Source organism: Nocardia cyriacigeorgica GUH-2 (genome assembly GCF_000284035.1).
Lineage (GTDB): Bacteria > Actinomycetota > Actinomycetes > Mycobacteriales > Mycobacteriaceae > Nocardia > Nocardia cyriacigeorgica_B.
Map to the genome: position 1 here is coordinate 139603 of NC_016887.1, position 23491 is coordinate 163093.

The 23491-nt window shown below is 68.1% G+C and carries 18 protein-coding genes; 17 read left to right on the forward strand and 1 reads right to left on the reverse strand.

Going from position 1 to position 23491, the window contains the following annotated elements:
* Positions 1-39: 39 nt before the first annotated feature.
* The gene (locus tag NOCYR_RS00665) at positions 40-2295 is read right to left on the reverse strand and encodes an N-acetylmuramoyl-L-alanine amidase (protein ID WP_014348427.1); all 2256 of its coding nucleotides are present in this window, start codon (positions 2293-2295) and stop codon (positions 40-42) included.
* 216 nt (positions 2296-2511) lie between these two features.
* Here NOCYR_RS00665 and NOCYR_RS00670 point away from each other — a divergent pair, with 216 nt between their 5' ends.
* The 17 genes from NOCYR_RS00670 (at position 2512) to NOCYR_RS00750 (ending at position 23379) form a co-directional block, all read left to right on the forward strand.
* Positions 2512-4137 carry a SpoIID/LytB domain-containing protein gene (locus NOCYR_RS00670; RefSeq protein WP_228798305.1) on the forward strand — a complete coding sequence of 542 codons (1626 nt, stop codon included), beginning with the start codon at positions 2512-2514 and terminating at the stop codon, positions 4135-4137.
* 84 nt (positions 4138-4221) lie between these two features.
* Entirely contained in the window at positions 4222-4995 is a 774-nt protein-coding gene (locus NOCYR_RS00675) for a MerR family transcriptional regulator (protein ID WP_014348429.1), read from the forward strand.
* 129 nt (positions 4996-5124) lie between these two features.
* Positions 5125-5772, forward strand: coding sequence for a hypothetical protein (locus NOCYR_RS00680; protein WP_014348430.1), 648 nt, complete (start codon positions 5125-5127; stop codon positions 5770-5772).
* A 160-nt stretch (positions 5773-5932) separates the two neighbouring features.
* The gene (locus tag NOCYR_RS00685; protein ID WP_014348431.1) at positions 5933-6586 is read left to right on the forward strand and encodes a hypothetical protein; all 654 of its coding nucleotides are present in this window, start codon (positions 5933-5935) and stop codon (positions 6584-6586) included.
* Between the two features lie 118 nt (positions 6587-6704).
* Positions 6705-7289, forward strand: a complete 585-nt coding sequence (locus NOCYR_RS00690) for a hypothetical protein (RefSeq protein WP_148280490.1) — start codon at positions 6705-6707, stop codon at positions 7287-7289.
* 93 nt (positions 7290-7382) lie between these two features.
* Entirely contained in the window at positions 7383-8612 is a 1230-nt protein-coding gene (gene glf, locus NOCYR_RS00695) for a UDP-galactopyranose mutase (RefSeq protein WP_014348433.1), read from the forward strand.
* A 42-nt stretch (positions 8613-8654) separates the two neighbouring features.
* A complete protein-coding gene (locus tag NOCYR_RS00700) occupies positions 8655-10589 on the forward strand; it encodes a glycosyltransferase (RefSeq protein WP_014348434.1) in 1935 nt (644 codons plus the stop codon).
* A 5-nt stretch (positions 10590-10594) separates the two neighbouring features.
* Positions 10595-11236, forward strand: coding sequence for a phosphatase PAP2 family protein (locus tag NOCYR_RS00705; protein ID WP_014348435.1), 642 nt, complete (start codon positions 10595-10597; stop codon positions 11234-11236).
* A gap of 63 nt (positions 11237-11299) precedes the next feature.
* On the forward strand, positions 11300-12232 hold the full coding sequence (locus NOCYR_RS00710; RefSeq protein WP_048832514.1) for a decaprenyl-phosphate phosphoribosyltransferase: 933 nt from the start codon (positions 11300-11302) through the stop codon (positions 12230-12232).
* A 4-nt stretch (positions 12233-12236) separates the two neighbouring features.
* On the forward strand, positions 12237-14189 hold the full coding sequence (zomB, locus tag NOCYR_RS00715) for a flagellar motor control protein ZomB (protein WP_014348437.1): 1953 nt from the start codon (positions 12237-12239) through the stop codon (positions 14187-14189).
* 184 nt (positions 14190-14373) lie between these two features.
* Entirely contained in the window at positions 14374-15465 is a 1092-nt protein-coding gene (locus NOCYR_RS00720) for an alpha/beta hydrolase (RefSeq protein WP_374760478.1), read from the forward strand.
* A 297-nt stretch (positions 15466-15762) separates the two neighbouring features.
* The gene (locus NOCYR_RS00725) at positions 15763-16815 is read left to right on the forward strand and encodes an alpha/beta hydrolase (RefSeq protein ID WP_081505261.1); all 1053 of its coding nucleotides are present in this window, start codon (positions 15763-15765) and stop codon (positions 16813-16815) included.
* A 555-nt stretch (positions 16816-17370) separates the two neighbouring features.
* Positions 17371-18405 (forward strand): alpha/beta hydrolase, encoded by a 1035-nt coding sequence (locus NOCYR_RS00730; protein WP_014348440.1) that lies wholly within the window; start codon positions 17371-17373, stop codon positions 18403-18405.
* A 218-nt stretch (positions 18406-18623) separates the two neighbouring features.
* Positions 18624-20501 (forward strand): alpha/beta hydrolase-fold protein, encoded by a 1878-nt coding sequence (locus NOCYR_RS00735; RefSeq protein ID WP_014348441.1) that lies wholly within the window; start codon positions 18624-18626, stop codon positions 20499-20501.
* Between the two features lie 194 nt (positions 20502-20695).
* Positions 20696-21241: a DUF732 domain-containing protein gene (locus NOCYR_RS00740; RefSeq protein ID WP_014348442.1), complete on the forward strand. Its 546-nt coding sequence runs from the start codon at positions 20696-20698 to the stop codon at positions 21239-21241.
* Entirely contained in the window at positions 21238-22227 is a 990-nt protein-coding gene (locus NOCYR_RS00745; protein ID WP_419538281.1) for a cutinase family protein, read from the forward strand. Before NOCYR_RS00740 ends, NOCYR_RS00745 begins: the two co-directional genes overlap by 4 nt.
* Before the next feature lie 132 nt (positions 22228-22359).
* Entirely contained in the window at positions 22360-23379 is a 1020-nt protein-coding gene (locus NOCYR_RS00750; protein ID WP_014348444.1) for an LLM class F420-dependent oxidoreductase, read from the forward strand.
* Positions 23380-23491 lie beyond the last annotated feature (112 nt).

Consider the following 23491-nt stretch of genomic DNA (forward strand, 5'->3'; position numbering starts at 1 on the left):
ACTGCCTCCGGGGCAGGGGCAGGTGCTTCCGGGACTCGGCTACGGCGCGGGGGCCGGTGTTTCCGGCGCGGGGGCCGGAGCCGGGGTGGGAACTGCTTCCGGAGCGGGGACAGGTGCCTCCGACCCGGACGGGGCACCCGGGGCCGGTACTTGCGCATCCGCCGGTGCCGGCGCGGGTGTTTGCGTATCCGCCGGTGCGGGAGCCGGTGCCTGTGCCTCCGCCGGAGCGGGTGCCGGTACCTGCGCATCCGCAGGAGCCGGAATCTGGCCCTCGGCCGGGACAGGTGCCGGTGCCATCGGGGCGCCCGGGGCCGGTGCGGGGGAGCCCGGTGCCGACACCTGGTCCGGCTTGTTCATTTCCTCCTGATAGGTGTCGTTGTAGGTCTTCCACACCGTGGTGACGATGCCGGTGACCTGGTTCAGGATCAGCGAGCCGTACTGGAAGTCCTCGCGCAGGCCGTCGGGGACGGGGTAGGAGTTGCCCAGTGGCAGGCCGAGCACGCCCGCGTCGGCGCCGAGTTCGAGGAAGCGGTCCAGGATCTTGCCGACCACCTCGATCGCCTGGCCGTCCGGCGTCGAATACACGTACCCGTTGACGAACTTCGCGTACTGCTGGCCCTGCGCGGCGGGCATCGGCTCGGACGCGGCCTGGCCGAGCGGACCATCGGGGCCGCCCTTCGACGCCCAGTACTTGGCGATGATGTTGTCGTTGACCATCGTCAGCAGCTTGGCGGTTAGGTTGGCCAGCGCGGCCACATCGGACTGCACCTGCCGCGACGGCGGCGTGCTCCCCGACGCGCCGGGCGCGCCTGCGGCGATATCGCGGATCCGGTCCATCATCGCGTAGGCGGCGTCGCCGGGGCAGCTGGTGTTGCCGACGTCGCGGTGGGCGAACACGATCGGCAACCGCACCTCCTCACCCTGCGCGTACGGGGTGTATTCGGTGCCCTCGGAGTACATGGTGGTGTAGCCCTTGGGGTCCAGCCCGGCGACCTTGGTGCGCCAGCCGACGAACCGGCCGACCGCGTTGATCATGGGGGTGGACGGCGTCTCGGACTCGTAGTTGCCCATCATCGCCACGCCGGAGGTGTTCTCGTTGAACCCGCCCGCGTGCGCGCCCTGCACGGCCTTGTCGAGTCCGCCGAAACGGCCCTCGAAGATCTGGCCGTACTTGTCCACCAGCGCGTGGTAGCCGATGTCGCACCAGCCCAGCGTCTGGGCGTGATAGGTGTAGATCGCGCGGACGATGCCCGCCGATTCGGCCTTGCTGTAGTCGTTGCGGCCCGCGGTGTGGTGCACGGTGACACCGCCGAGGCCGTCGTCGTAGGTGGGGGAATCGCAGCGGATGGATTCGTCGGCGCCCCACTGGCTTCGGGTGATCACGGTCGGCCCGCCACCGGGCAGCGCGGCCGCGACATCGTTGAGTGAGCCGTCGATGGCGCCGCGGCCCGGATCGATCAGCACCGCTTTGAGTTCCGGTTGCGGCTGGTCGGCGGGTGCGGCGGCCGGCGTCGGCTGGATCGGGGCGCCGTGATCCTGCGGCGGTGCGGCCGGTGCGGGCTTGCGCGTCACCAGGACCTGCACCGCGGTGGTGTTGCCGACGTAGATGGGTTCGGTGCCCTCGGTGCCGTTCGGCGCGGCATTGTCGGCGGCGCCGGTGTCCAGCGGTTCGGCCTCGTACCAGGGGCCCCAGGTGCCGTCGGGTTGTTTGGCGCGGATCATCGCCTTGGTGTTCAGCAGATCGTCGGCGGTGAGGGCGACGACGCTGAACGGCGTGTCGCGGGAAAGTTCTTTGACTTGCGCGCCGACCTCCGACATCAGCTCCGGCGGCACCGCGCCCGGGGCGAGCGCGGGAGTGTTCGGGTCCGCGACGAGGCCGGGGTCGGCGATGAACTGCGCGCCGGTGGGCATGCGGCCGGGCACGGTCTGGATCTGCGGTGCGGAGGGTTGACTCGCGTCGAACTGGGGTAAGGGAATTTCGCTGGGTAATTGGATGCCGGGCGGTAACGGAAGCCCCGGCGGCACCGGAACCGAGGCGGGCAGCGGAATCCTGCGCAAATCGGAAAGGCGCAGGTCGGGCAGGTTCAGCCCGGTCAATTCACGTAGCGGCAGCACGATATCGGGCGCGGAATTGAGCACTACCTCGGCCAGCTGGGCGGGGACGGCGGCGAGCTGGGTTTCGTTGGCGGTGCGGTAGTCGGAATCGCTGGGCACGAGGGCGGCCAGCGGGGCCGCTACCGCAAGTGTCGTGACAACCGGGAGCACGTAGGAACGTTTCGGTTTGCGGTAGGGCACGAGCTTCTCCCATCGGGTCGAACCAGTGATCCGAGTGCAATCAATGCTTGCGTCGAGATGTCCCAAGGATCACACTAGTCACAAATTTCACATATCTAAACCTCTGGTTGAGGATTATGTGTGCTCGAATGTAGCTCTCGGATCGTGGCCGGTCTAAACGACATGCCGACAGGCGCCGAACCCTGTCCGGTCCTTGGAACCAAGGGGAGTGAACGGATGCCGCAACGAAACGACAGCGCAGGCGCGGATTTCGCGTTACGCGCGAAGAACGCCCTGGCAGTGCCGCATCTACCGCAGTCGATGCGCCGGCGCCGAGGCAAGAAGAGCTCGTTGCTGGTCGTCGGCGCGACAGCCCTGCTCGTCGCCGGTCCACTGGTGCTGTGGACCGGCGACGATGTGTATAGGCCGCTTGCCGGACCGGGCCACGGCCGCGGCATGAGTCAGCACGGCGCCCTGCAGAGCGCGCAAGACGGCTGGACGGCCGAGCGCATCCTCGGCCACTACTACCCGGGCGCCACGCTCGGCGCGGTCGGGCCCACCACCCTCGCCGTCCGGTTGATGGCGCAGGACGATTCGACCCTCGACGCCTATGCCGACGCCGGCGCGCGGGTGGCGGGCCGGATCATCGGCCCCGGCGAGGTCGCCCACCTCACCGCGCTGCCCGACGGCGGCGCGAACGTGGTGGTCACGACCGGTTGCGACGGCGAAGTGCTCTGGCAAACCTCCACCGCGGACCCGTGGATCTACCCCGTCGATCCCGCCCCGGGCCGTCCGGCCGCCGAACACCTGACCCTGTGCGGCGGCGGCGCGTATCGCGGCTCGCTCGGCGTGGCCAGCGAGGACGGCGCCGCGCGCACGGTGAACCGGGTGGACGTGGAGGACTACCTGCTCGGCGTCGTCCCGGCCGAAGTGCAGGCCAACTGGGCCGACAAGGGTGCCGCCGAAGCCCTGCGCGCCCAGGCCATCGCGGCCCGTTCCTACGCGCTGGCCGAAACGCGCTATCCGTACGCGCAGACCTGCGACACCACCGACTGCCAGGTCTATCCCGGTACCGCCAAAGAAGATCCGCGCACCGCGGCCGCCGTGGCCTCGACCGCGGGCATGGTGCTGCTGCGCGACGGGCACGTGCTGCGATCGGAGTACTCCGCCGCGCCCGACGGCGGGCAGCCGGCCGATATCCAGACCTTCGAAGTCGGGCCCACGCCTGCCGAATTGAGCGTCGGCGCACCGCCGTCCGGTCCGGCGCCGCGAACGCGGGCCTCCGACACCGAATCGCCGATCGAGGCCGAATACGCCCGGATCGGCGGTGCGGAGAGTTCGGTGGGCGAACCCATCGGGCCGGAGATGATCCTGCCCGAGAACGCGGGGCTGTACCGGCTGTACAGCAATGGCGTCATCATCTACACGCCGACGCTCGGCGCGCAGGTCGTGGACTTCACGACGTTGCTCGAGCTGGTGCCCGATCTGACCAATTCGGCGCCGGGTAGTGCTGAGCCCGAGGTGCCTGGTGAGGGTGTTGCGCCTGGTGCGACCGAGCCCGGCGTTGCCGTCGAAGGGCAGGGTGGGCCCGGGGCTCCCGGTGCGCCGGGGGATCCGGCAGGAGCGGTGCCGGCAGATCCGGGCGCACCAGTTCCTGGAACTCCGGCCGCGCCTGCGCCGGGTACTCCGGCGGCTCCGGGCGATCCGGCGGCGCCGAGCGCTCCCGCGTCCGGCGAAACCGCGCCCGAGGTGCAGCGAACCCCCGCCGCAGGCACGCCCGAGATCCAACCTCCGGAGGCTGCGGTCTGGGCGGAACTGCCGACCGAGGCCGATGTGTTCGGTAGGCCGCAGGGCGGGGCCTGAACTTTCCCTGAGGCGCAGCTTGACCTTGACGTAACGTCAACTTGCATGCTGGTTGCACCGCCTCGACGGGAAGGAGTTCAGGTCATGGGAGCGGGCACCCGGACCGGTGAATGGTCCATTCAGGATCTGGCCAAGGCGGCCGGTACCACCAGCCGCACGCTGCGCCACTACGGCGAGCTGGGGCTGTTGCCGCCGAGCCGGATCGGGACCAACGGGTACCGCTATTACGACCAGGACTCTCTCGTGCGGTTGCAACGCATCCTGTTGCTGCGAGATCTCGGCCTCGGCCTGCCGGTCATCGCCGATGTGCTCGCCGGTGAGCAGGACACCACCGCTGCACTGCATACGCACCTGGAACTGCTTCGGCAGGAACAGGATCGGATCCGGCGTCGGATCGAGTCGGTGAACTCAACGCTGCGCAAAATGGAAAGAGGTGAAAAGCTCGTGGCAGCAGAAGTTTTCGACGGGTTCGACCACACCCAGTACAAGGACGAGGTCATCGAGCGGTGGGGCAAGGAGGCCTACGAGAGCGGTGACCGCTGGTGGCGCTCGCTGAGCGAGGCCGACAAGGCCGCCTTCCAGCAGACCCAGCTCGATATCGCCGCCGATTTCGGCCGGGCCCGCGCGGCCGGGCTCGAACCCGGCAGCGACGAGGTGCAGGCCATCACCCAGCGTCACTACGAGTGGGTGTCCGGCGGCTACCAGGGCAAGCGCCCCGGCGCCGACCATTTCGCCGGACTCGGCGAGATGTACGTCGCCGACCCGCGTTTCGGTCAGAACTACGACCGGCACGGCGAGGGCACCGCCGAACTCGTCCGTGACGCCATGCGGATCTACGCCGAGCGCAACCTCCGCTAGCTCCGGCTCGACGGCCGGCTGTTTCGACGACGCCCGCATCGGGAAACTCCCGCGTGCGGGCGTCTTCGGCTGGCTCGCTGTCGGGACCACACGGTAGAGTTCCGGCGACATCGAGAGGGGGGAAGTCCCATGAGTTATCCCTATGGTCACCCGGGTCAGGGTCAACCCGGTTACCCCGCGCCGCACGGCTACGGGCCACCGCCCGGCTACGGCGCGCCACCGGCGTACGGACAGCCGCCCGGTTACGGCTACCCGCCCCAGCCGCAGCAATCGGCAAGCGGCGGAACCGGAATCACGGCGGGCATTCTCGCGATGATCTGCGGTGCGCTCTATGTCTGGGGCGTCATCCGGGCGGTGCAGCTGACCAACCAGCTCGGCGCACCCGTGGTGAGCGGGGCCCGCCGGCGCGGCGGTGGCGGCAGCAGCTCCCGCAGCGATGTCGACATCGATTTCGATATCTCGCAGAACTCCGCCGACATCATGCTGTGGCTGACCGGCTTCATCGCCTTCCTGATGCTGCTCGGCGGCCTACTGCTGGTGTGCCGCACCAAGTTCGGCCGCGTCACCGTCATCGTCGCCAGCGTGCTCGCCCTGATCAACTTCGCCTGGGCAGTCAGCGTGATCGGCACCGTCGTCGGCCAGATGTTCATCGACCTGGCCCTGGTAGTAACCATCCTCATCCTGGCCTCCCTAGGCGCCACCGGCCGCTGGATCCGCGCCCCCCGCACCCCCGCCGTCGCCCCCGCCCCGATGTACGGGCACTACCCCTACCGCTGAGCCGCCCCGACCCGTCCATCTTGCTCGCCGCCGTGCACGACAGGTGACCCGAGCACGCCCATCGGGTGGACCTGATGAGCTGCGCTGTGCTGCCACCAGTCCCAATCACCGCGCCCGGAGCCCTGGAGCCGACCGTGCGCGTTCGATCGGAGGAGTTTCGATGAGTTATCCGTCCGGCCATCCCGGTCCGCCCGGCGCGCCGCCGTATCCCGGCTACCAGCCCGCGCCGCATCCCGGCTACCAGTCGGCGCCGCATTCGGCCCCATACGCCGGTTACCAGGCCGCGCCGCATGGTGCGGCGCCGGGTTACTCACCGGCACCCGGTGCACATCCGCCGCCGATCGGAGCGACGGAGGAGTCGAGTCGCGGCACAGTGACGGCAGCGGGCTGGATGGCGATACTGCTCGGCGTGCTGACCGTCATCGCCGGTTGGCTGTGGTTCTACGCGGCCCTGCGTATCGAGGACAGCCTCGACCGGTTGGCCAACGAGGCCGAGCGAGCCGAGATGATGCAGCTGCGGACGATCGGCGCCTTCCAGTTCCTGCTCGCCTTGATGTGGTTCGTCGGCGGTTTCCTGCTGCTGCGTCGCAAGCCCGCCGGCCGGATCATCGTGCTGGTGATGTGCGGCTTCGCCATCCTCGGCGGCTTGGTCGGCATCGTGCTGGGCCTGGCGAGCGGCGCCGTCGTCACCGCGCTCGGTGGCATGGTCAACCTGGTGTTCGCCGTGATCACGCTGTGCCTGGCGTTGTCGGGCGGCAGCCGTCGCGCCCCGGCACCGGGGGTACCGCACGCGCAGTACCCGCCGTACATGTAGGGCAGGCGGTCCTGAGTCGTTGAGCCGTTCCCGCATCGGGCGTGCGACGCGACCGGACGCGGGCTTGGGCGCACCGCCGACTTACCAAGCTCTGCCGAGCAATCATCCGAGGAGTTCGATGAGTCGTCCGTCCGGACATCCACGGCCGCGGGGCGTGCCGCCGCAGCAGAATCAGCCCGGGCAGCATCAGGGGTATCCGACCGCGCCGCCCGGCGGGTACATGGTGGGGCCGCAGGGTGGGCTCCCGATGAACAGCGGGGTGTCGAGCCGCGGCCTGGAGATCGCTGTCGGTTGCTTCGTCGTTTTTCTCGCAGTCCTGGCGGTGGCGGCGGGGCTGTGGCAATTCCATTCGGCCGGGCGGTTGCCTGTCTCCTCGGATCCGCTGATCAGGGAGATCTGGAGGGACTCGGCGGGTCGGCTGCGCACATTCGGGACGACGATGTTCCTGCTCGCTTCGATGGGGTTCATCGGCGGCTACCTGCTGATACGGGGGAAGGTGGAGGTCGGGATCACGCTGATGGTGCTTGTCGGGCTCGGTTGTTTCGGCGGCGGGATGGTCGCGATGGCGCTCGCGGTGATGGGCCATGCTGCGGGCCTCGCGATCATGTGCATCGCCACGGTGATCGTCGGGGTCGTCATGCTCGGGTTGGCAGCCCGGCAGCTGTGGTTGCCGACCGCCCATATGCATCCTCCGCGCAGGTGACGCCCACCCGAACCCCGTGGCAGCACACCCTCCGGATGCGCACCCTGTGACTCGACCCGGGCCGCACGGCGAAGTCCGATACTCTGGGCTCCCGTGACCGTCGCATCGTCCCCCGGTAACTCCGCGTCCTCCGATTCCACCTTCGACCTGATCGTGGTCGGCTCCGGCTTCTTCGGGCTGACCGTTGCCGAACGCACCGCCACGCTGCTCGGTAAGCGGGTGCTGGTGCTCGACCGTCGTCACCACATCGGCGGTAACGCCTATTCGGAGCCGGATCCGGAGACCGGGATCGAGGTGCACAAGTACGGTGCGCACCTGTTCCACACCTCGAACAAGCGGGTCTGGGACTACGTGACCCAGTTCACCGAGTTCACCAACTACCAGCACCGCGTGTTCGCGATGCACAAGGGACAGGCCTACCAGTTCCCGATGGGTCTCGGCCTGATCTCGCAGTTCTTCGGTCGCTACTTCACCCCGGACGAGGCCAAGGCGCTGATCGCCGAGCAGTCCGCCGAGATCGACACCGCCGACGCGCAGAACCTCGAGGAGAAGGCGATCTCGCTGATCGGCCGCCCGCTCTACGAGGCGTTCATCCGCGACTACACCGCCAAGCAGTGGCAGACCGACCCCAAGGAACTGCCCGCGGGCAACATCACCCGGTTGCCGGTGCGCTACACATTCGACAACCGCTACTTCAACGACACCTACGAGGGCCTTCCGAAAGAGGGCTACACCAAGTGGCTGGAGAACATGGCGGCCTCCGACCTCATCGAGGTGCGGCTGAACACCGACTGGTTCGACGTGCGCGAGGAGATCCGGGCAGCGAACCCGGACGCGCCGGTGGTCTACACCGGCCCGCTGGACCGCTACTTCGACTACGCCGAGGGTGAGCTGGGCTGGCGCACCATCGACTTCGAGACCGAGGTCCTGCCCACCGGCGACTACCAGGGCACCTCGGTGATGAACTACAACGACGCGGACGTGCCCTACACCCGCATCATCGAGCCGCGCCATTTCCATCCCGAGCGCGGCTACCCCGAGGACAAGACCGTCATCATGCGCGAGTTCTCCCGCTTCGCGCAGACCGGTGACGAGCCGTACTACCCGATCAACACGCCGGAGGACCGCGCCAAGCTGCTGGCCTACCGTGAGCGTGCCAAGAACGAAACCGCAACGGCCAAGGTCGTTTTCGGTGGCCGCCTGGGTACCTACCAGTACCTCGACATGCATATGGCCATCGGTAGCGCGCTGAGCATGTTCGACAATGTGCTCAGGCCGCATCTGGAATCGGGCGCGCCGCTGGCCGACAGCGAGCAGGCTTAGCCGCCGCCCGCCCGGAACCCACGCTGCGACCACAGGGAACGAATGACCTCGCAACCGATTCTGGAAGAGATGACGACCGAGACCCGAGCCAAGGCGCTGCTGCAACGCATCATCCTGCCGCGGCCGGGTGAACCGCTGGACGTGCGGACCCTCTACCTGGAGGAATCGCCCACCAACGCCCGGCGCGCGCACGCACCGACCCGCACCTCGCTGTCGGTGGGGGCGGAGTCGGAGGTGTCGTTCTGCACCTACTTCAACGCGCTGCCGGCCAGCTACTGGCGCCGGTGGAGCATCCTGAGCTCGGTGGTGCTGCGGCTGGAGCTGGCCGGGCACGGCCGGGTCGACGTCTACCGCTCCAAGGCCGACGGTTCCCGCATCCATGTGCAGGGCCGGGAGTTCGCCGTCGAACCGGGCGCCGATTCGACGTTCGTGGAGTTCGAGACCGAGCTGGCCCCGTTCGAGGACGGCGGCTGGATCTGGTTCGACATCACCACCGACACCGCGGTCACCCTGCTGGCCGGCGGCTGGTACGCGCCGGTCGAGGCGCCCGGTGACGGCAGCATCGCGGTCGGCATGCCGACGTTCAACCGCCCGACCGACGCGGTGAAAACGCTCGAAGCGCTCGGCTCGGATCCGCTGGTGCTCGACCAGATGAAGGCCGTGATCATCCCCGATCAGGGCAACCGCAAGGTCGTCGACGAACCCGGTTTCGCCGAGGCCGCCGCGGTGCTCGGCGACCGGCTGGCCATCCACGATCAGCCCAACCTCGGTGGTTCCGGCGGCTACAGCCGGGTCATGTACGAGGCGCTGAAGACCACCGACGCGCAGTACATCGTCTACATGGACGACGACATCGAGATCGAGCCCGATTCGATCCTGCGCGCGCTGGCCTTCGCCCGGTTCGCCAAATCGCCGATCCTGGTCGGCGGGCAGATGCTCAACCTGCAGGAACGCTCGCATCTGCACACCATGGGCGAGGTCGTCGACCGCGGCATCTTCATGTGGACGGCCGCGCCGAACGTCGAATACGACCACGATTTCTCCAAGTACCCGCTGCGCGACCGGGACAACTCCAAGCTGCTGCACCGGCGCATCGACGTCGACTTCAACGGCTGGTGGACCTGCGTCATCCCGCGGCAGGTGGCCGAGGAGATCGGCCAGCCGCTGCCGTTGTTCCTGAAGTGGGACGACGTCGAATACGGTCTGCGCGCCCGCGCGGCCGGGTACCCGACGGTCACCCTGCCGGGTGCGGCGGTGTGGCATATGGCGTGGAGCGACAAGGACGACGCCATCGACTGGCAGGCCTACTTCCACCTGCGTAACCGCCTGGTCGTCGCGTCGCTGCATTTGCCGGGCGATGGCAAGCCGATGGTGGTGAACACCGTCAAGGCCACCCTCAAGCATCTGCTCTGCCTCGAGTACTCCACGGTCGCGATCCAGAACGAGGCGATCCGCGATTTCCTCGCCGGTCCGGAGGGCCTGTTCGATCTGCTGCCGAGTGCGCTGGGCAAGGTCCACGCGATGCGCAAGGACTACCCGGACGCCGTCGTGCTGCCGTCGTCGACGGAACTGCCGATGGCCAGCCACCACAGCGTCGGCGCGGTCGGCGAGCCCGGCAACCCGCTGGCCAAGGTGGCGCGCCTGGCCAAGGGTGTGGTGCACAACTTCCGCAAGGTCGATCCGGCCAACCACGACACCCCGCAGCTGAACGTGCCGACGCTGGACGCGCGCTGGTTCCTGCTGTCGCAGGTCGACGGCGTCACCGTCACCACCGCCGACGGCCGTGGCGTCGTCTACCGCAAGCGCGATCCGCGCAAGGCCGCCGAGCTGCTCAAGGAAGCGCTGCGGCTGCGTAAGGAACTCACCGCCCGTTTCCCGGAGATGCAGCAGCGCTACCGGGCCGCCCATGCCGAGCTGACCAGTGCGGCGGCGTGGGAGAAGACCTTCGGCATCAGCCAGAACGGAATCCAGAAGTGAACGCGATGAACCCGAGCCTGCCCCTGGTCGACCCGGCCGATGAGGGCTGCGGCGGCGCCTGCGCGTGCAGCGGCGAATACGTCGAGGTCCCGCGCGAGGTCGCGATCATCAACGCGGTGCAGTCCACCATCGGCGCCAACCCGGCCGTGGTGTCGGCCGCCCGCGGCATGTCGCATTTCGGTGAGCACGCCCTCGGCTGGGTCGGTATCGCCGCCGCCGGCTGGCTGGTCGACAAGCCGCGCCGCAGGCAGTGGGCCGGGGTCGCGGTCGGCGCGGTCGGTGCGCACGCGGCCTCGATCGTGATCAAGCGGGTGGTCCGGCGTCCGCGGCCGAACGATCCGTCGGTGCAGGTCAACGTGTCGACGCCGAGCAAGCTGAGCTTCCCGTCCTCGCACGCCACCTCCACCGCCGCCGCTGCGGTGTTGCTCGGCCGATTGACCGGGCTACCCTTGCCTGCGGTGCTCGTCCCGCCGATGGTCTTGTCGCGGGTCGTGCTCGGGGTGCACTATCCCTCCGACGTACTCGCCGGTTCCGCGCTCGGCGCGGCGTCGGCGGCCGCCCTGCTCGGCACCGAGAAGCGGCTGGCTTCGCGACGGGCCCGCAAACCGCGGCACGAGCGACGAGCCCGGAGGAGGCAGCTTGCGTAACCACGGAGGGCGCCGGGAGTGCCGCACATGGATATGACCACGAACGAAAAGGCCTTGGTTGAGATGAGTGAAGAGCCGACCGGCGCCGATCTGGCCGAAGCCGTCGTCAAGGGCCCGCCCAAGACCCTGGCCGGTGGCCTGATCAAGGCCGTTCGGCCGCGTCAGTGGGTCAAGAACGTCCTGGTGCTGGCCGCGCCGCTGGCCGCGGGTCCCGATGTCCTCAGCGATGCCTCGGTGCTCGGGCATGTCGCGATCGCCTTCGTCGTGTTCTGTATGGCGGCCTCCGGCATCTACCTGGTCAACGACTCGATGGACGTCGAGGCCGACCGCGCCCACCCGACCAAGCGCTACCGGCCGATCGCCGCCGGTGTGGTGCCGGTGAACCTGGCCTACCTGCTCGCCGTCGTGCTGCTGGCCGGTTCGATCCTCGGTTCGCTGCTGGCCTCCTGGCAGCTCGCGGTCGTGATGGCGGTCTACATCGGCATCCAGCTCGCCTACTGCTTCGGGCTCAAGCATCAGGCCGTGCTCGACATCTGCATCGTGTCCTCGGGCTTCCTGCTGCGCGCCGTCGCCGGTGGCGCGGCCGCCGATATCGAGCTGTCGCAGTGGTTCCTGCTGGTCATGGCCTTCGGCTCGCTGTTCATGGCGGCCGGTAAGCGCTACGCCGAATTGCAGATCGCGCTGGGCACCGGCGCCAAGATCCGCAAGTCGCTGGAGTACTACACCCCCACGTACCTGCGCTTCGTCTGGACCCTCGCGGCGACCGGCCTGGTGATCTTCTACGGGCTGTGGGCGTTCCAGCAGGGCGAGAAGAACGAAACCATCTGGTACGCGATTTCGATGGTGCCGTTCACCATCGCAGTCCTGCGGTACGCGGTCGACGTCGATGGCGGCGAGGCCGGCGAACCCGAAGAGATCGCACTGGGGGACCGGATCCTCCAGTTCCTCGCAATCGCCTGGATCGGAGCGGTAGGTGTCGCTGTCTATCTCACCTGACGAGATGCTGGTAGCGGGAGCGGAGGGAACCGAATACGCGGACCGGGCGGCTGCCGAGGAGCAGCCCGCCCCGGCCTCGCGTATCGCCCGACTATCCCGGGCCACATTCGTCGGTGGGGTGGTGCTGACCGCCGCACTGTTCGCGATCGGTGGCTGGCAACGTCGCTGGATCGCCGACGACGGCCTGATCGTGCTGCGCACCGTGCGCAATCTGCTCGCGGGCAACGGCCCGGTGTTCAACGCGGGCGAGCGGGTCGAAACCAATACCAGTACCGCGTGGACCTACATCGTCTGGTTCTTCAGCTGGCTCACCCAGGCCCGGCTGGAGTACGTGGTGCTCGGCGTCGCGCTGACGTTGTCGGTGCTGGCGATCGTGTTCGCCATGCTGGGTTCGGCGCGGCTGTGGGGCGGCTCGTCCTCGGCGCTGCTGCTGCCGGCCGGCGCCCTGGCCTACATCGCGGTGCCGCCCGCGCGTGACTATGTGACCTCCGGACTGGAGAGCGGCCTGGTGATCTGCTGGCTCGGCCTGCTGTTCTGGCTGATGGTGCGGTGGAGCCAGGCCGAACAGGTGCGGGTTCCCGGACTGCTCGGGCTGGTGTTCTTGGCCGGTCTGGCGCCGCTGATCCGTCCGGAGATGACGCTGGTCGGCGGCCTGGCGCTGCTGATGATCTTCCTGGCGCCGATGCCCGCCGGACGGCTGCGCCCGAGCCTGCTGCGCGTGCTCATCGTCGCGGTGGCCGGGCTGTTGCCGCTGGGCTACCAGATCTGGCGGATGGGCTATTACGGTCTGCCGTACCCGAATACGGCCGTGGCCAAGGACGCAGGCGGCGCGAAATGGGAGCAGGGCTTCACCTACCTGTGGGATCTGGTCGGGCCGTACTTCCTGTGGGTTCCGCTGCTGATCCTGCTGGCTGCAGGCATCGTGGCGGCGCGCGCCGGACGGGTCGGTGCCGAAAAGGCCGCCGCCGACCGCGATTCCGAGGACGACAAGCCGCGCTGGACGCTCCGGTTCCGGACCTGGCTGCGCTCGCCGGGCGCGGTCGTCGCGCTGATGCTCGGCAGCGGCGTCATCCTCACCATCTACGCCCTGCGCGTCGGCGGCGATTTCATGCACGGCCGGATGCTGCTGTCGCAGCTGTTCTGCCTGCTCGCTCCGGTCATGGTGCTGCCGCTGCGGCTGCCCGAGGCCGGGCTGCGGTCGATCCCGGTGCGTAGCGGTGCCTTCGTGGCGACCTCGCTCGCGCTGGTGGGCACCGTGGTGTGGGCGCTGCTGGCGATGGGCACCACCGCGATCACCACCGGTACCAAGATCAGCTCGTCCGGCATCGTCGACGAACGCGTCTACTACGTGCTCAACACCGGCCACGACCACCCGATCCTGGCCGAGGACTACCTCGACTACGCCCGGATGCGGCCCATGGTCAACGACATCATGGCCAACCCCAACGGCGGTCTGCTGCTGAATTCGCCGTCGTTCATGTTCTGGTACGTGGCGCCGCCGCCGCAGCCCATTCCCGAGGGCGGCGCCGGGCACACCGTCTACTTCCTGAACCTGGGCATGACCAGCATGAACGTCCCGCTGGACGTGCGCGTGATCGACCCGATGGGCCTGGCCTATCCGCTGGCCGCGCACACCGAACGGCTCGAGGACGGCCGCATCGGCCACGACAAGAGCCTGTTCCCGGACTGGGTCATCGTCGACACCGGCATGGTCGATCAGAAGCCGTGGATGCCCTGGTACCTGGACGAGAAGTGGGTGACCCAGGCGCGGGTGGCGATGTCGTGCCCGCAGACCCATGCGCTGCTGCTGTCCTACCGCGGCGAGCTGACATGGGATCGGTTCAAGCACAACCTCCGCAACGCGTTGAACTTCGCGAAGTACCGTATCGAGCGGGTGCCCAAGTACGAGATCCAGCGTTGCGGGTTGGTCGATCCCTACCCCCAGCCGCCGCGCTAGCGCGTTGTCGGCTCGCCGTGCACAAAGCGGCGTGCCTCACTTTGTCTCGTTTTGATAACGCTCTGGCATAGGTCACGGGTTAGGCTGCCGTGGTACCCCGCCGTGCTCTGCCCGAAACGTGGGTCCGGGCACGACGGCACCGAGGAACGCGGCGACCCGCCGCATGACGAAAGGCCGAGAACACATGCGAGGCGTGATCGCGCGCAGAGCGCACGGTGGCCGACCAGGAGTCCGAAGAGCCGGTTCCTGGTTGAAGCGATCGATGCTCCTGTCGCTGGCAGTGCTGCTACCGCTCGGGGCGTCGGTGGCAGGCCCCGGCGCCACGGCGTCGGCGGCATTCAACCCCGCCGGAATCGACTTCTGGGTCGATTCGGAGATGGGGCCGATCAAGTCCCGCGTCTTCCGCGCCGCGGACGGCAACACCAACCGGGTGGTCTACGCCCTGGACGGTATGCGCGCCCGTGGCGACCTGAACGGCTGGGAGATCGAGACCGAGGTCGTCCGTGAGCTGACCAAGTGGAACATCAATGTGGTCATGCCGGTCGGTGGTCCGTCCAGCTTCTACGCCGACTGGAACGGCCCGAGCGATTTCCTCGGCCTCAACACCGGCTCGGCGGGTTCGTCGTCGGGTTCGTCGTCCGGCTCGGCCGCGACCGGCTCCTCCGGCTGGACCGAGACGCTGGGCAAGACCAACACCTACAAGTGGGAAACCTTCCTCACCCAGCACCTGCGCTGGGCGCTGCGGGATCGCCTCGGGTTCAACCCGAACAACAACGGCGTGTTCGGCCTGTCGATGGGCGGTAGTGCCGCGCTGACGCTGGCCGCCTACCACCCGGAGCAGTTCAGCTTCGCCGGCTCCTACTCCGGCTACCTGAACATCTCCGCGCCGGGTATGCGTGAGGCGCTGCGCGTGGCGATGCTGAGCGCCGGTGGTTACAACATCGACGCCATGGCGCCGCCGTGGGGCCCGCAGTGGCTGCGGATGGACCCGTTCGTGTTCGCGCCGCGACTCAAGGCCAACAACACCCGCCTGTGGGTGGCCGCGGGTAGCGGTCTGCCGGGTCCGGCCGACGCCACCGCGCCGCTCGACATCATCCAGGGCATGCCGCTCGAGGCGCTGGCGCTGGTCAACACCCGGGCCTTCCAGGTCCGCATGATGTCGCTGGGCGCCAACAACGTGACCTACAGCTTCCCGCCCGTCGGTGTGCACAACTGGCGTAACTGGGAGTCGGAGGTCTACCGGATGATTCCGGACCTGTCGGCCCACATCGGCTAGAACACGGCTCGATAACCAGGCCGCCCGGCGCAGCACGCGCCGGGCGGCCTGCTTCGTTTCGGTGGACGTCCGCGCCCGTCGTGGCAACGAATGTGCATACGGAAGCCCGCCGGAGTTGTGGGATGGATCACCATCCAGCAACATGGAGGCATTCATTGTCGATTGATACACCAGGAACATGCACACAGGTGGGCGCGTTTCATGATCGTTCGACGCGGTCACCCGGTGTCCGATGAGGAGGCCGGTGTCGTAGCCATACGATTGCTGACCGGCCGTTCAGGCGAAAGGTCTAGTCGAATGCGAAGTGCGCGCAGGCCCGGTAGAACGACACGGTCCGGCTCATGGGTGAAGCGAGCGGCGATAGGTGTCGCCGCGGCGATGCTCGTCCCGATGGGGGTATCCATAGCGGGTCCGGCCGCGCCCGCCTCGGCGGCGTTCAACCCGGCCGGTTTCGATTTCTGGGTCGATTCCGGGATGGGGCCGATCAAATCGCGCATCTTCCGCGCCAAGGACGGCAACACCAACCGCGTCGTCTACGCCCTCGACGGGCTGCGCGCTCCCGAGACGCTGAGCGGCTGGGAGATCGATACCAACGTCGCGCAACTGCTCACCGACTGGAACATCAACGTCGTCATGCCGGTCGGCGGCATGTCCAGCTTCTATGCCGATTGGAATGCGCCGAGCAGTTTCGCGGGCATTCCGCCGGGCACCGGTTCGTCCTCGGGTTCGGGTGCGCTCAACGCGCTCGCCGCGGGCCCCGGTAAGAGCTACCGGTACCAGTGGGAAACCTTCCTGACCCAGAATCTGCGCTGGGCGCTGCGCGACCGGCTCGGGTTCAATCCGAACCGCAATGGCGTATTCGGTTTGTCGATGGGCGGAAGTGCGGCGCTGACGCTGGCCGCCTACCACCCGGACCAGTTCAGTTTCGCCGGCTCCTACTCCGGCTACCTCAACATTTCCGCGCCCGGTATGCGTGAGGCGATCCGGCTGGCCATGCTCGACGCCGGCGGCTACAACGTCGACTCGATGGCGCCGCCGTGGGGCCCGCAGTGGCTGCGGATGGACCCGTTCGTGTTCGCCCCCAGGCTGCGCGACAACAACACCCGCCTGTGGATCTCCGCGGGCAGCGGCCTGCCCGGTCCGGCCGACGGCCCCACCGCGGGCACGGTGAACGGTATGGCGCTCGAGGCGCTGGCCCTGGCCAACACCCGCGCCTTCCAGATCAGGATGGCGACCCTCGGCGCCAACAATGTCGTCTATTCGTTCCCGAACGTCGGCATTCACGCCTGGTCGTACTGGGCCGACGAGGTGGCCCGGATGACGCCGGATCTGTCGGCGCATATCGGCTGACCCGCACATTCCACAGGGCCCTGTCCGCGCACCCACCACGGTGTCCGGGCAGGGCCCGAATTCATGTTGTCCGGCTATTTCCGGCACATTTATCCGGTTATTCCTCGAATCGATGTGCGAAGTGCGAAGTACGCGGGAAAGTTGCCCGGATCGATGTCGCGCGGAGTTCGCTCCGGCCCGTTCATGATCACTTCATCCGGTGTACCGCTGCGTTCGCCGTGCGTTGGTGATCTTGGTGTGCGGGCGTCGATTTGGGATAACGAACAAATAATGAGGTCCGTCGCGACATCAACCCCGGGACACGGTAGTGTCACCGCACGATCACTGATTGTCGCGGACGGATTCGGCCCGCGGTACAACCCGGGTCTTGCTAACGATTCGGGGGTCGAATATCGTCCAGCGAGCATCAGTGTGACCAGATCGTTGTAGCGCCGTCGACGGCTGTACCGGAAGGTCGGGATTCGGGTACAGGCCCCGGCGGCGTCTCGTTGACACAGAACGGGTGTCGCCCGCAGCCGCGGGTGGCTCCACAACAGCAGAAAGAGAGCAGGATTCATGCGTTTCGGCAGGGCGGCCGCCCCGAAGAGGACCACGGGACGGCGAGGCGCGCCTCGCAGTTGGCGTAACCGGATTCTGGCCGTCGGCGCTGCGGCGCTAGCGCTGCCGATCGCCGCGGGTGTGGCTGCTCCGACCGCCGCCATCGCGGCGCCGGTGCACGGTCCCGTGCTGCGGGCCCCCGCCGGTGGTTACGAGGAACTGCTGGTTCCGTCCAGCATGGGTCCGATCAAGGTCCAGGTGCAGTGGGCCGCCCGTGGCGGCAACGCCGCGCTCTACCTGCTCGACGGCCTGCGCGCCCGCGACGACCGCAACGCCTGGTCGTTCGAGACCAACGCGATGCAGCAGTTCGCCAACGACAACATCACCCTGGTGATGCCGGTCGGCGGTCAGTCCAGCTTCTACGCCGACTGGTACGCCCCGTCCAACACCAACGGTCAGAAGACCACCTACAAGTGGGAAACCTTCCTGACCAAGGAGCTGCCGACCTTCCTGGAGCGCTACGGCGTCTCGCGCACCAACAACGTCGTCGCCGGCCTGTCCATGGGTGGTAGCGCCGCCCTGGCCCTGGCCGCCTACCACCGCGATCAGTTCAAGGCCGCCGCGTCCTACTCCGGCTACCTGAACATCTCCGCGCCCGGTATGCGCGAGGCCATCCGCATCGCGATGCTGGACGCCGGCCGCTACAACGTCGACTCGATGGCCGCGCCGTGGAGCCCGGCCTGGCTGCGGATGGACCCGTTCGTGTTCGCGCCGCAGCTGCGCGGCCTGCCGATGTACATTTCGGCGGCCAGCGGCCTGCCCGGCCCGCACGATCACCCGAACTCGGCGATCGGCGTGTTCAACACCGGTAACGCGATGGCCCTCGAGGCGCTGTCGCTGGTGAACACCCGCGCCTTCCAGGCCCGCCTGAGCACCCTGGGCATCCCGGCGCACTTCGACTTCCCGGCTGCCGGTACGCACAGCTGGAAGTACTGGGAGGGCCAGCTGTTCGCCTCCCGCAAGATGTTCCTGGACGCCACCGGCGCCTGGTGATCATCGGTCGCTGACGCATTCCACGGCGCCGCTCGCTTCTCCGGAAGCGGCGGCGCCGTTTTGCTGTTCGTGGCTCGTGTTCGGTTGCGTGGCAAGTGAATACGGCTCAGCAGCGGGTGTGGCCGGAGTGGGTGGCCGATTTCGGCAGGCGAACCAAATGGTTTGCTCTGGGCGCGTCATCCCCGGAACACGGGCCCGACCGGGGTACAAACATCCCTGTGGTAGGTATTTCGCGCGGTAGGCGGGGCAGCGGCGCACGGTTCGGCCGGCAGCCGCGCACGATCCTGCCCGCGCTCGCCACGGGTCTGGTGCTACCGTTCGCGGCCGGACTCGGCGTGGTGCAGGCACCGGCCGCCGACGCCCAGCCCGCGATCACCGCGGCCGCACCGGCGTCGGTGCGCAACGTCATCTGGCTGACCGACCGGCATGTCGAGCTGTGGGTGAACTCGCCCGCCATGGGCGCGCCGATCCAGGTCCGCCTGTTGCTGGCCCGGGATTGGAATACCCGGCCCGACGCGAAGTTCCCGACGCTGTACATGCTCGACGGCCTGCGCGCGACCGAGGAGGTCAGCGGCTGGATCAAGGATGCGGGCGCGGTCGATTTCTTCGCCGACAAGAACGTCACCGTGGTGCTGCCGGTGGGCGGGCAGTCCAGCTTCTACTCCGACTGGCTGGAGCCGAACAACGGCAAGAACTACAAGTGGGAGACCTTCCTGACCAAGGAGTTGCCGCCGCTGCTGGAGAGCCAGTGGCGGGCCACGAATGTGCGTGGCATGGAAGGGCTGTCGATGGGCGGTACCGCCGCCATGTTCCTGGCGGCCCGCAACCCGGATTTCGTCAAGTACGCGGCTTCCTATTCCGGTTTCCTGACCACCACCACGCTGGGCATGCCGCAGGCGATCCAGTTCGCCATGCGCGATGCCGGCGGCTTCGACTCCACCGCGATGTGGGGCCCGCCGACCAGCCCGCTGTGGGAGGAGCACGACCCGTACCTGCTGGCGGAGAAGCTGAAGGGGATCAGCCTCTACGTCTCCAGCGGTTCCGGCGCGACCGGCCCGCACGACGCCCCCAGCGGGGTGATCCCCGGGGTGAGCACCAACCTGGCGGGTACCGGACTGGAGATCCTGTCCCGGCTGACCTCGCAGAATTTCGTCACCAAGCTCGGTGAGCTGAGCATCCCGGTGCAGGTGAACTACCGTGCCTCCGGCACACATTCGTGGCCGTACTGGGATTTCGAGATGCGCCAGTCCTGGCCGCAGGCCGCCGCCGCGCTCGGCGTCGAAGCCGATAAGCCGGCCTGCGAGGTCGGTGGCGCCATCGGCCCGGTGGTGGCCGCCAACGGCTGGCTCGGCGACTGCCTGACCGGCGAGTACGCGGTGAACGGCGGTGTGGCCCAGGACTTCCGGCACGGCCGGGTGTTCTTCTCGAAAGACGGTGGCGCACATCCGGTTGCGGGCATGATCGGCGGCGGCTATCAAGCGGCCGCGGGCCCGGCCGGCGCGCTCGGCCTGCCCACCGGCCCCGAGCGCGGTTTGCCCGACGGTCGCGGCAGATTGCAGACCTTCCAACATGGTTCGCTGTATTGGAGCCCGCAGACCGGGGCGCAGGTGGTGCGCGGGGCGATCCTGGAGGAGTGGGGCAGGCAGGGCTTCGAGGGTGGTCCGGCCGGTTATCCGACCGGCCCGGAGATCAAGACGCCCAACCGTGACGGCGCCGTGCAGGGCTTCGAAGGCGGGCCCATGTATTTCAGCCCCGCCACCGGCGCGCACCGCGTGGAGGGCCTGATCCTCGGCAAGTACGCCGAGATGGGTTTCGAGAACAGCTGGCTCGGGTTCCCGGCCGCGCCGGAGCTGCCGCTGAAGGACCTCGGCCGCTACAGCCGGTTCGAGGGCGGCAACATCTACTGGAGCCCGCTGTCGGGTGCCTGGGCGGTGCGCAACGGGCCGATCATGGAGGCCTGGCGCGAGACCGGCTACGAGAACGGCCGTCTCGGCTACCCGATCAGCGACGAGTTCGCCATCCCCGGCGGGTTGCAGCAGAACTTCCAGACCGGCTTCATCACCATCCGTGACGGCAAGGCGCAAGTGCATCCCTGATCGCGTACGACGCCGGCCGAGGATGTCCGTGCATCGGCTGCTGTGTCATGTGCCACACTTCCGAGCCGAGCAGCCGTATCCCGGACTGGGTATTACCCTCGGTGTTCGCCCCCCGGAAAACCTGAGAGGTTTGCGGCCCGAGACACCGAGGCCGCAAACCCCGCCGCGCCAGCGGCCAAAGACGAAGGACTTTCATGTATCGGACCCGTGGCAAGGTAGTCGGCGTTGCGGTGGCGATCGCCGCATCCGGGTTGCTCGCCGCTTGCGGTGACAACGATTCGACGGCGTCGAGCACGCCGACGCTGACCCCCTCCACGTCGGCCAGTGCGGCGTCGTCCGGCGCCACCTCGGCCGCGCCCGCGCCCGCGCCGGAGGGTGAGCAGGCTCCGCCCGCGCAGCCGAGTCCGGAGGACTCCCCGGCGCCCGCGCCGCAGGAGCGTCCGGCGCCGGTCCCGGCCGAGGATATTCCGGCCCCCGAGACCGCCGACCTCGGCGACAAGGAGAAGACGTTCATCGCCGAGCTGAACAAGCAGGGCGTGAACCCGTCCAACCCGCAGGACGCGATCACCATCGGCAACTACATCTGCGGTGCCGTGGCGGCGGGTAAGCCCGATTCCGAGATCGCCATCTACGCCAACGCGATGGCGGGCGCCGATCCGGCGTTCGACCCGGCCAAGATGCCCGTCGAGCAGGCCGGGAAGATCTACATCGACGTCGCGAAGCAGACGTACTGTCAGTGAGCGCGCGTCGCGGTTCGAGATCCCGCCGGTCCAGGCCGGTGGGCTGCCTGGTGCTGCTCGCCCTCGCGGTGCTGGTGGTCATCGTGGTGGTGCTGGCCTGGTACTTGCTCGCCGGTCGGCTGAAGGAACCGGAGCCGGGTCCCAAGCCGCCCGAGGAGCGGCCGACCAGCCAGCCGGCCAGTTGCCCGGATGTGCAGATGATCGCGGTGCCGGGCACCTGGGAGTCGGCCAGTAACGACGATCCGTACAACCCGACGGCCAATCCGGCCTCGCTGATGTTGAACGTCACCGGTCCGTTGCGCGAACAGTTCCCGGCCGAGCGGGTCGACATCTACACCGTGCCCTACGTCGCGCAGTTCTCGAACCCGATCGCGTTCCCGCCGGACGGCCAGCAGTCCTACAACAACAGCCGTTCCGAGGGCACCCGCCGGATGGTCGACATGCTCACCGACCGGCATGCCGAATGCCCGCTGACCACGTATGTGTTCGCCGGCTTCTCCCAGGGCGCGGTGATCGCCGGAGATATCGCGGCCCAGGTCGGCGCGGGTAACGGCCCGATTCCGCAGGATCTGCTGCTCGGCGTCACCCTGATCGCGGACGGCCGCCGCACCGGTGAGTCCGGACCGCCGAACGCGATTCCGATCGGTCCCGTGCCGCCCGGTGTGGGCGCGGAGGTCGCGCTGGCCGGGCTCAACGTCCCGGGCATCACCATGACCGGACCGCGGCCGGGCGGGTTCGGCGCGGTCGCCGATCGCACCTACACCATCTGCGCGCCCACCGACCTGATCTGCGACGCTCCACGGGACGCGCTGCGCCCGACGAACATCGTGGGCAGCCTCACCACCCTGATCGGTGCGATCGGCAATCCGGTGCACGCGCTCTACAACGGTTTTGTGGTCGATCCCAATGGCGCCACCGCCACCCAGTGGACCGCGAACTGGGCAAGTGGCCTGATCGAGGCGGCTCCGCGGCCGCCGCATTCGTGAGGTCGGCAGAACTTCGGACGGCGCGGTCCAACCCCACCGTCACGCTGTAAAGTGCGCTGATGATCGCGAGCCCGCCCCGTTCCCGGCGGCGGGTGCGCGCAGGCAATTTCCGATAGCCAGGAGCATGAGTTCATGACTGAAGCCGCCGCACCGGCTGGTGAGTTGAGCGCGCTGGGTTCGCCACTGCGTCCGTTCCGCTTCGCGGCTGCGGGCGAGGGAAACAAGCAAGAGGGCGGTGCCCGCAAGTTCATTCAGACGGCGCAGCAGGCCGAGGAGTACGGCTTCGACACCTTCGTCGTGCCCGACCACCTCGGCGACCAGATCGGCCCGATCGCCGCGCTGGGCGCGCTGACCCAGGCCACCGAACGGATCCGGCTCGGCACCTCGGTGCTGGCCAACGGTTTCCGCAACCCGGTGGTGCTGGCCAAGGACCTGGCCACCATCGACGTGCTGTCCAAGGGCAGGCTCGAGGTGGGGCTCGGCGCGGGCTGGAAGCAGGACGAGTTCCTCGCCGCCGGGCTCGAATACGATTCGCCCGGTATCCGCCTTGCCAAACTGGACGAGGCGCTGACCATTCTCGACGTGCTGCTGCGCGGTCAGGAATGCACCTTCCAGGGCAAGTACTACCAGGTCAACGGCATCAAGGGCACCCCGCGTCCGCGGCAGGGCCCGCGTCCGCCGCTGTGCACCGGCGGTGGTGGCCCGAAGATGCTGCGCCTGGCCGCCAAGCACGCCGACATCATCTCCGTCGTTCCGGTCACCACCAAGAACGGCAAGGGTCTGCTTTCCGGTATCACCATGGAAAAGACCATCGAGAAGGTGAACCTGATCAAGGAAGCCGCCGGTGAGCGCTTCGATCAGATCGAGCTGAACTGGGCCATCACCGCGATCGTCATCACCGACGACCGGGAGAAGACCGCCGAGATGGCGCTGTCGGCGATCGACCGGGGCCTGCACCCCGACCTCGAGGTCGACGTGAAGCTCACCGTCGAGGAGATCTTGAACTCGCCGTACGTGGCCATCGGTTCGTTCGAGGAAATCGCCGAACAGATCCGCCGGGTGCGCCAACTCACAGGGATGTCGTACGTGGGCGTGTTCCCCACCCAGATGGACGCGTTCGCCCCCGTGATTCCCTTGCTGCGGGACGAGTGAGTGGCTCTTCTCTGTAACATGTCTCTGGTTTGAGAACATCTAGCCGATAGGCGGTCACCGCGCAGACCGCAACAAAAATCTGCAGGGCCGGCTCGGTTGATACCCGAGCTCC

Coding starts and splice junctions, on each gene's coding strand:
- NOCYR_RS00680 (WP_014348430.1), top strand. CDS start 5,125: ATGAGTTATCCCTATGGTCACCCGGGTCAGGGTCAACCCGGTTACCCC.
- NOCYR_RS00725 (WP_081505261.1), top strand. CDS start 15,763: ATGCGAAGTGCGCGCAGGCCCGGTAGAACGACACGGTCCGGCTCATGG.
- NOCYR_RS00670 (WP_228798305.1), top strand. CDS start 2,512: ATGCCGCAACGAAACGACAGCGCAGGCGCGGATTTCGCGTTACGCGCG.
- NOCYR_RS00690 (WP_148280490.1), top strand. CDS start 6,705: ATGAGTCGTCCGTCCGGACATCCACGGCCGCGGGGCGTGCCGCCGCAG.
- NOCYR_RS00675 (WP_014348429.1), top strand. CDS start 4,222: ATGGGAGCGGGCACCCGGACCGGTGAATGGTCCATTCAGGATCTGGCC.
- zomB (WP_014348437.1), top strand. CDS start 12,237: ATGCTGGTAGCGGGAGCGGAGGGAACCGAATACGCGGACCGGGCGGCT.
- NOCYR_RS00730 (WP_014348440.1), top strand. CDS start 17,371: ATGCGTTTCGGCAGGGCGGCCGCCCCGAAGAGGACCACGGGACGGCGA.
- NOCYR_RS00705 (WP_014348435.1), top strand. CDS start 10,595: ATGAACCCGAGCCTGCCCCTGGTCGACCCGGCCGATGAGGGCTGCGGC.
- NOCYR_RS00710 (WP_048832514.1), top strand. CDS start 11,300: ATGAGTGAAGAGCCGACCGGCGCCGATCTGGCCGAAGCCGTCGTCAAG.
- NOCYR_RS00720 (WP_374760478.1), top strand. CDS start 14,374: ATGCGAGGCGTGATCGCGCGCAGAGCGCACGGTGGCCGACCAGGAGTC.
- NOCYR_RS00740 (WP_014348442.1), top strand. CDS start 20,696: ATGTATCGGACCCGTGGCAAGGTAGTCGGCGTTGCGGTGGCGATCGCC.
- NOCYR_RS00700 (WP_014348434.1), top strand. CDS start 8,655: ATGACCTCGCAACCGATTCTGGAAGAGATGACGACCGAGACCCGAGCC.
- NOCYR_RS00685 (WP_014348431.1), top strand. CDS start 5,933: ATGAGTTATCCGTCCGGCCATCCCGGTCCGCCCGGCGCGCCGCCGTAT.
- NOCYR_RS00750 (WP_014348444.1), top strand. CDS start 22,360: ATGACTGAAGCCGCCGCACCGGCTGGTGAGTTGAGCGCGCTGGGTTCG.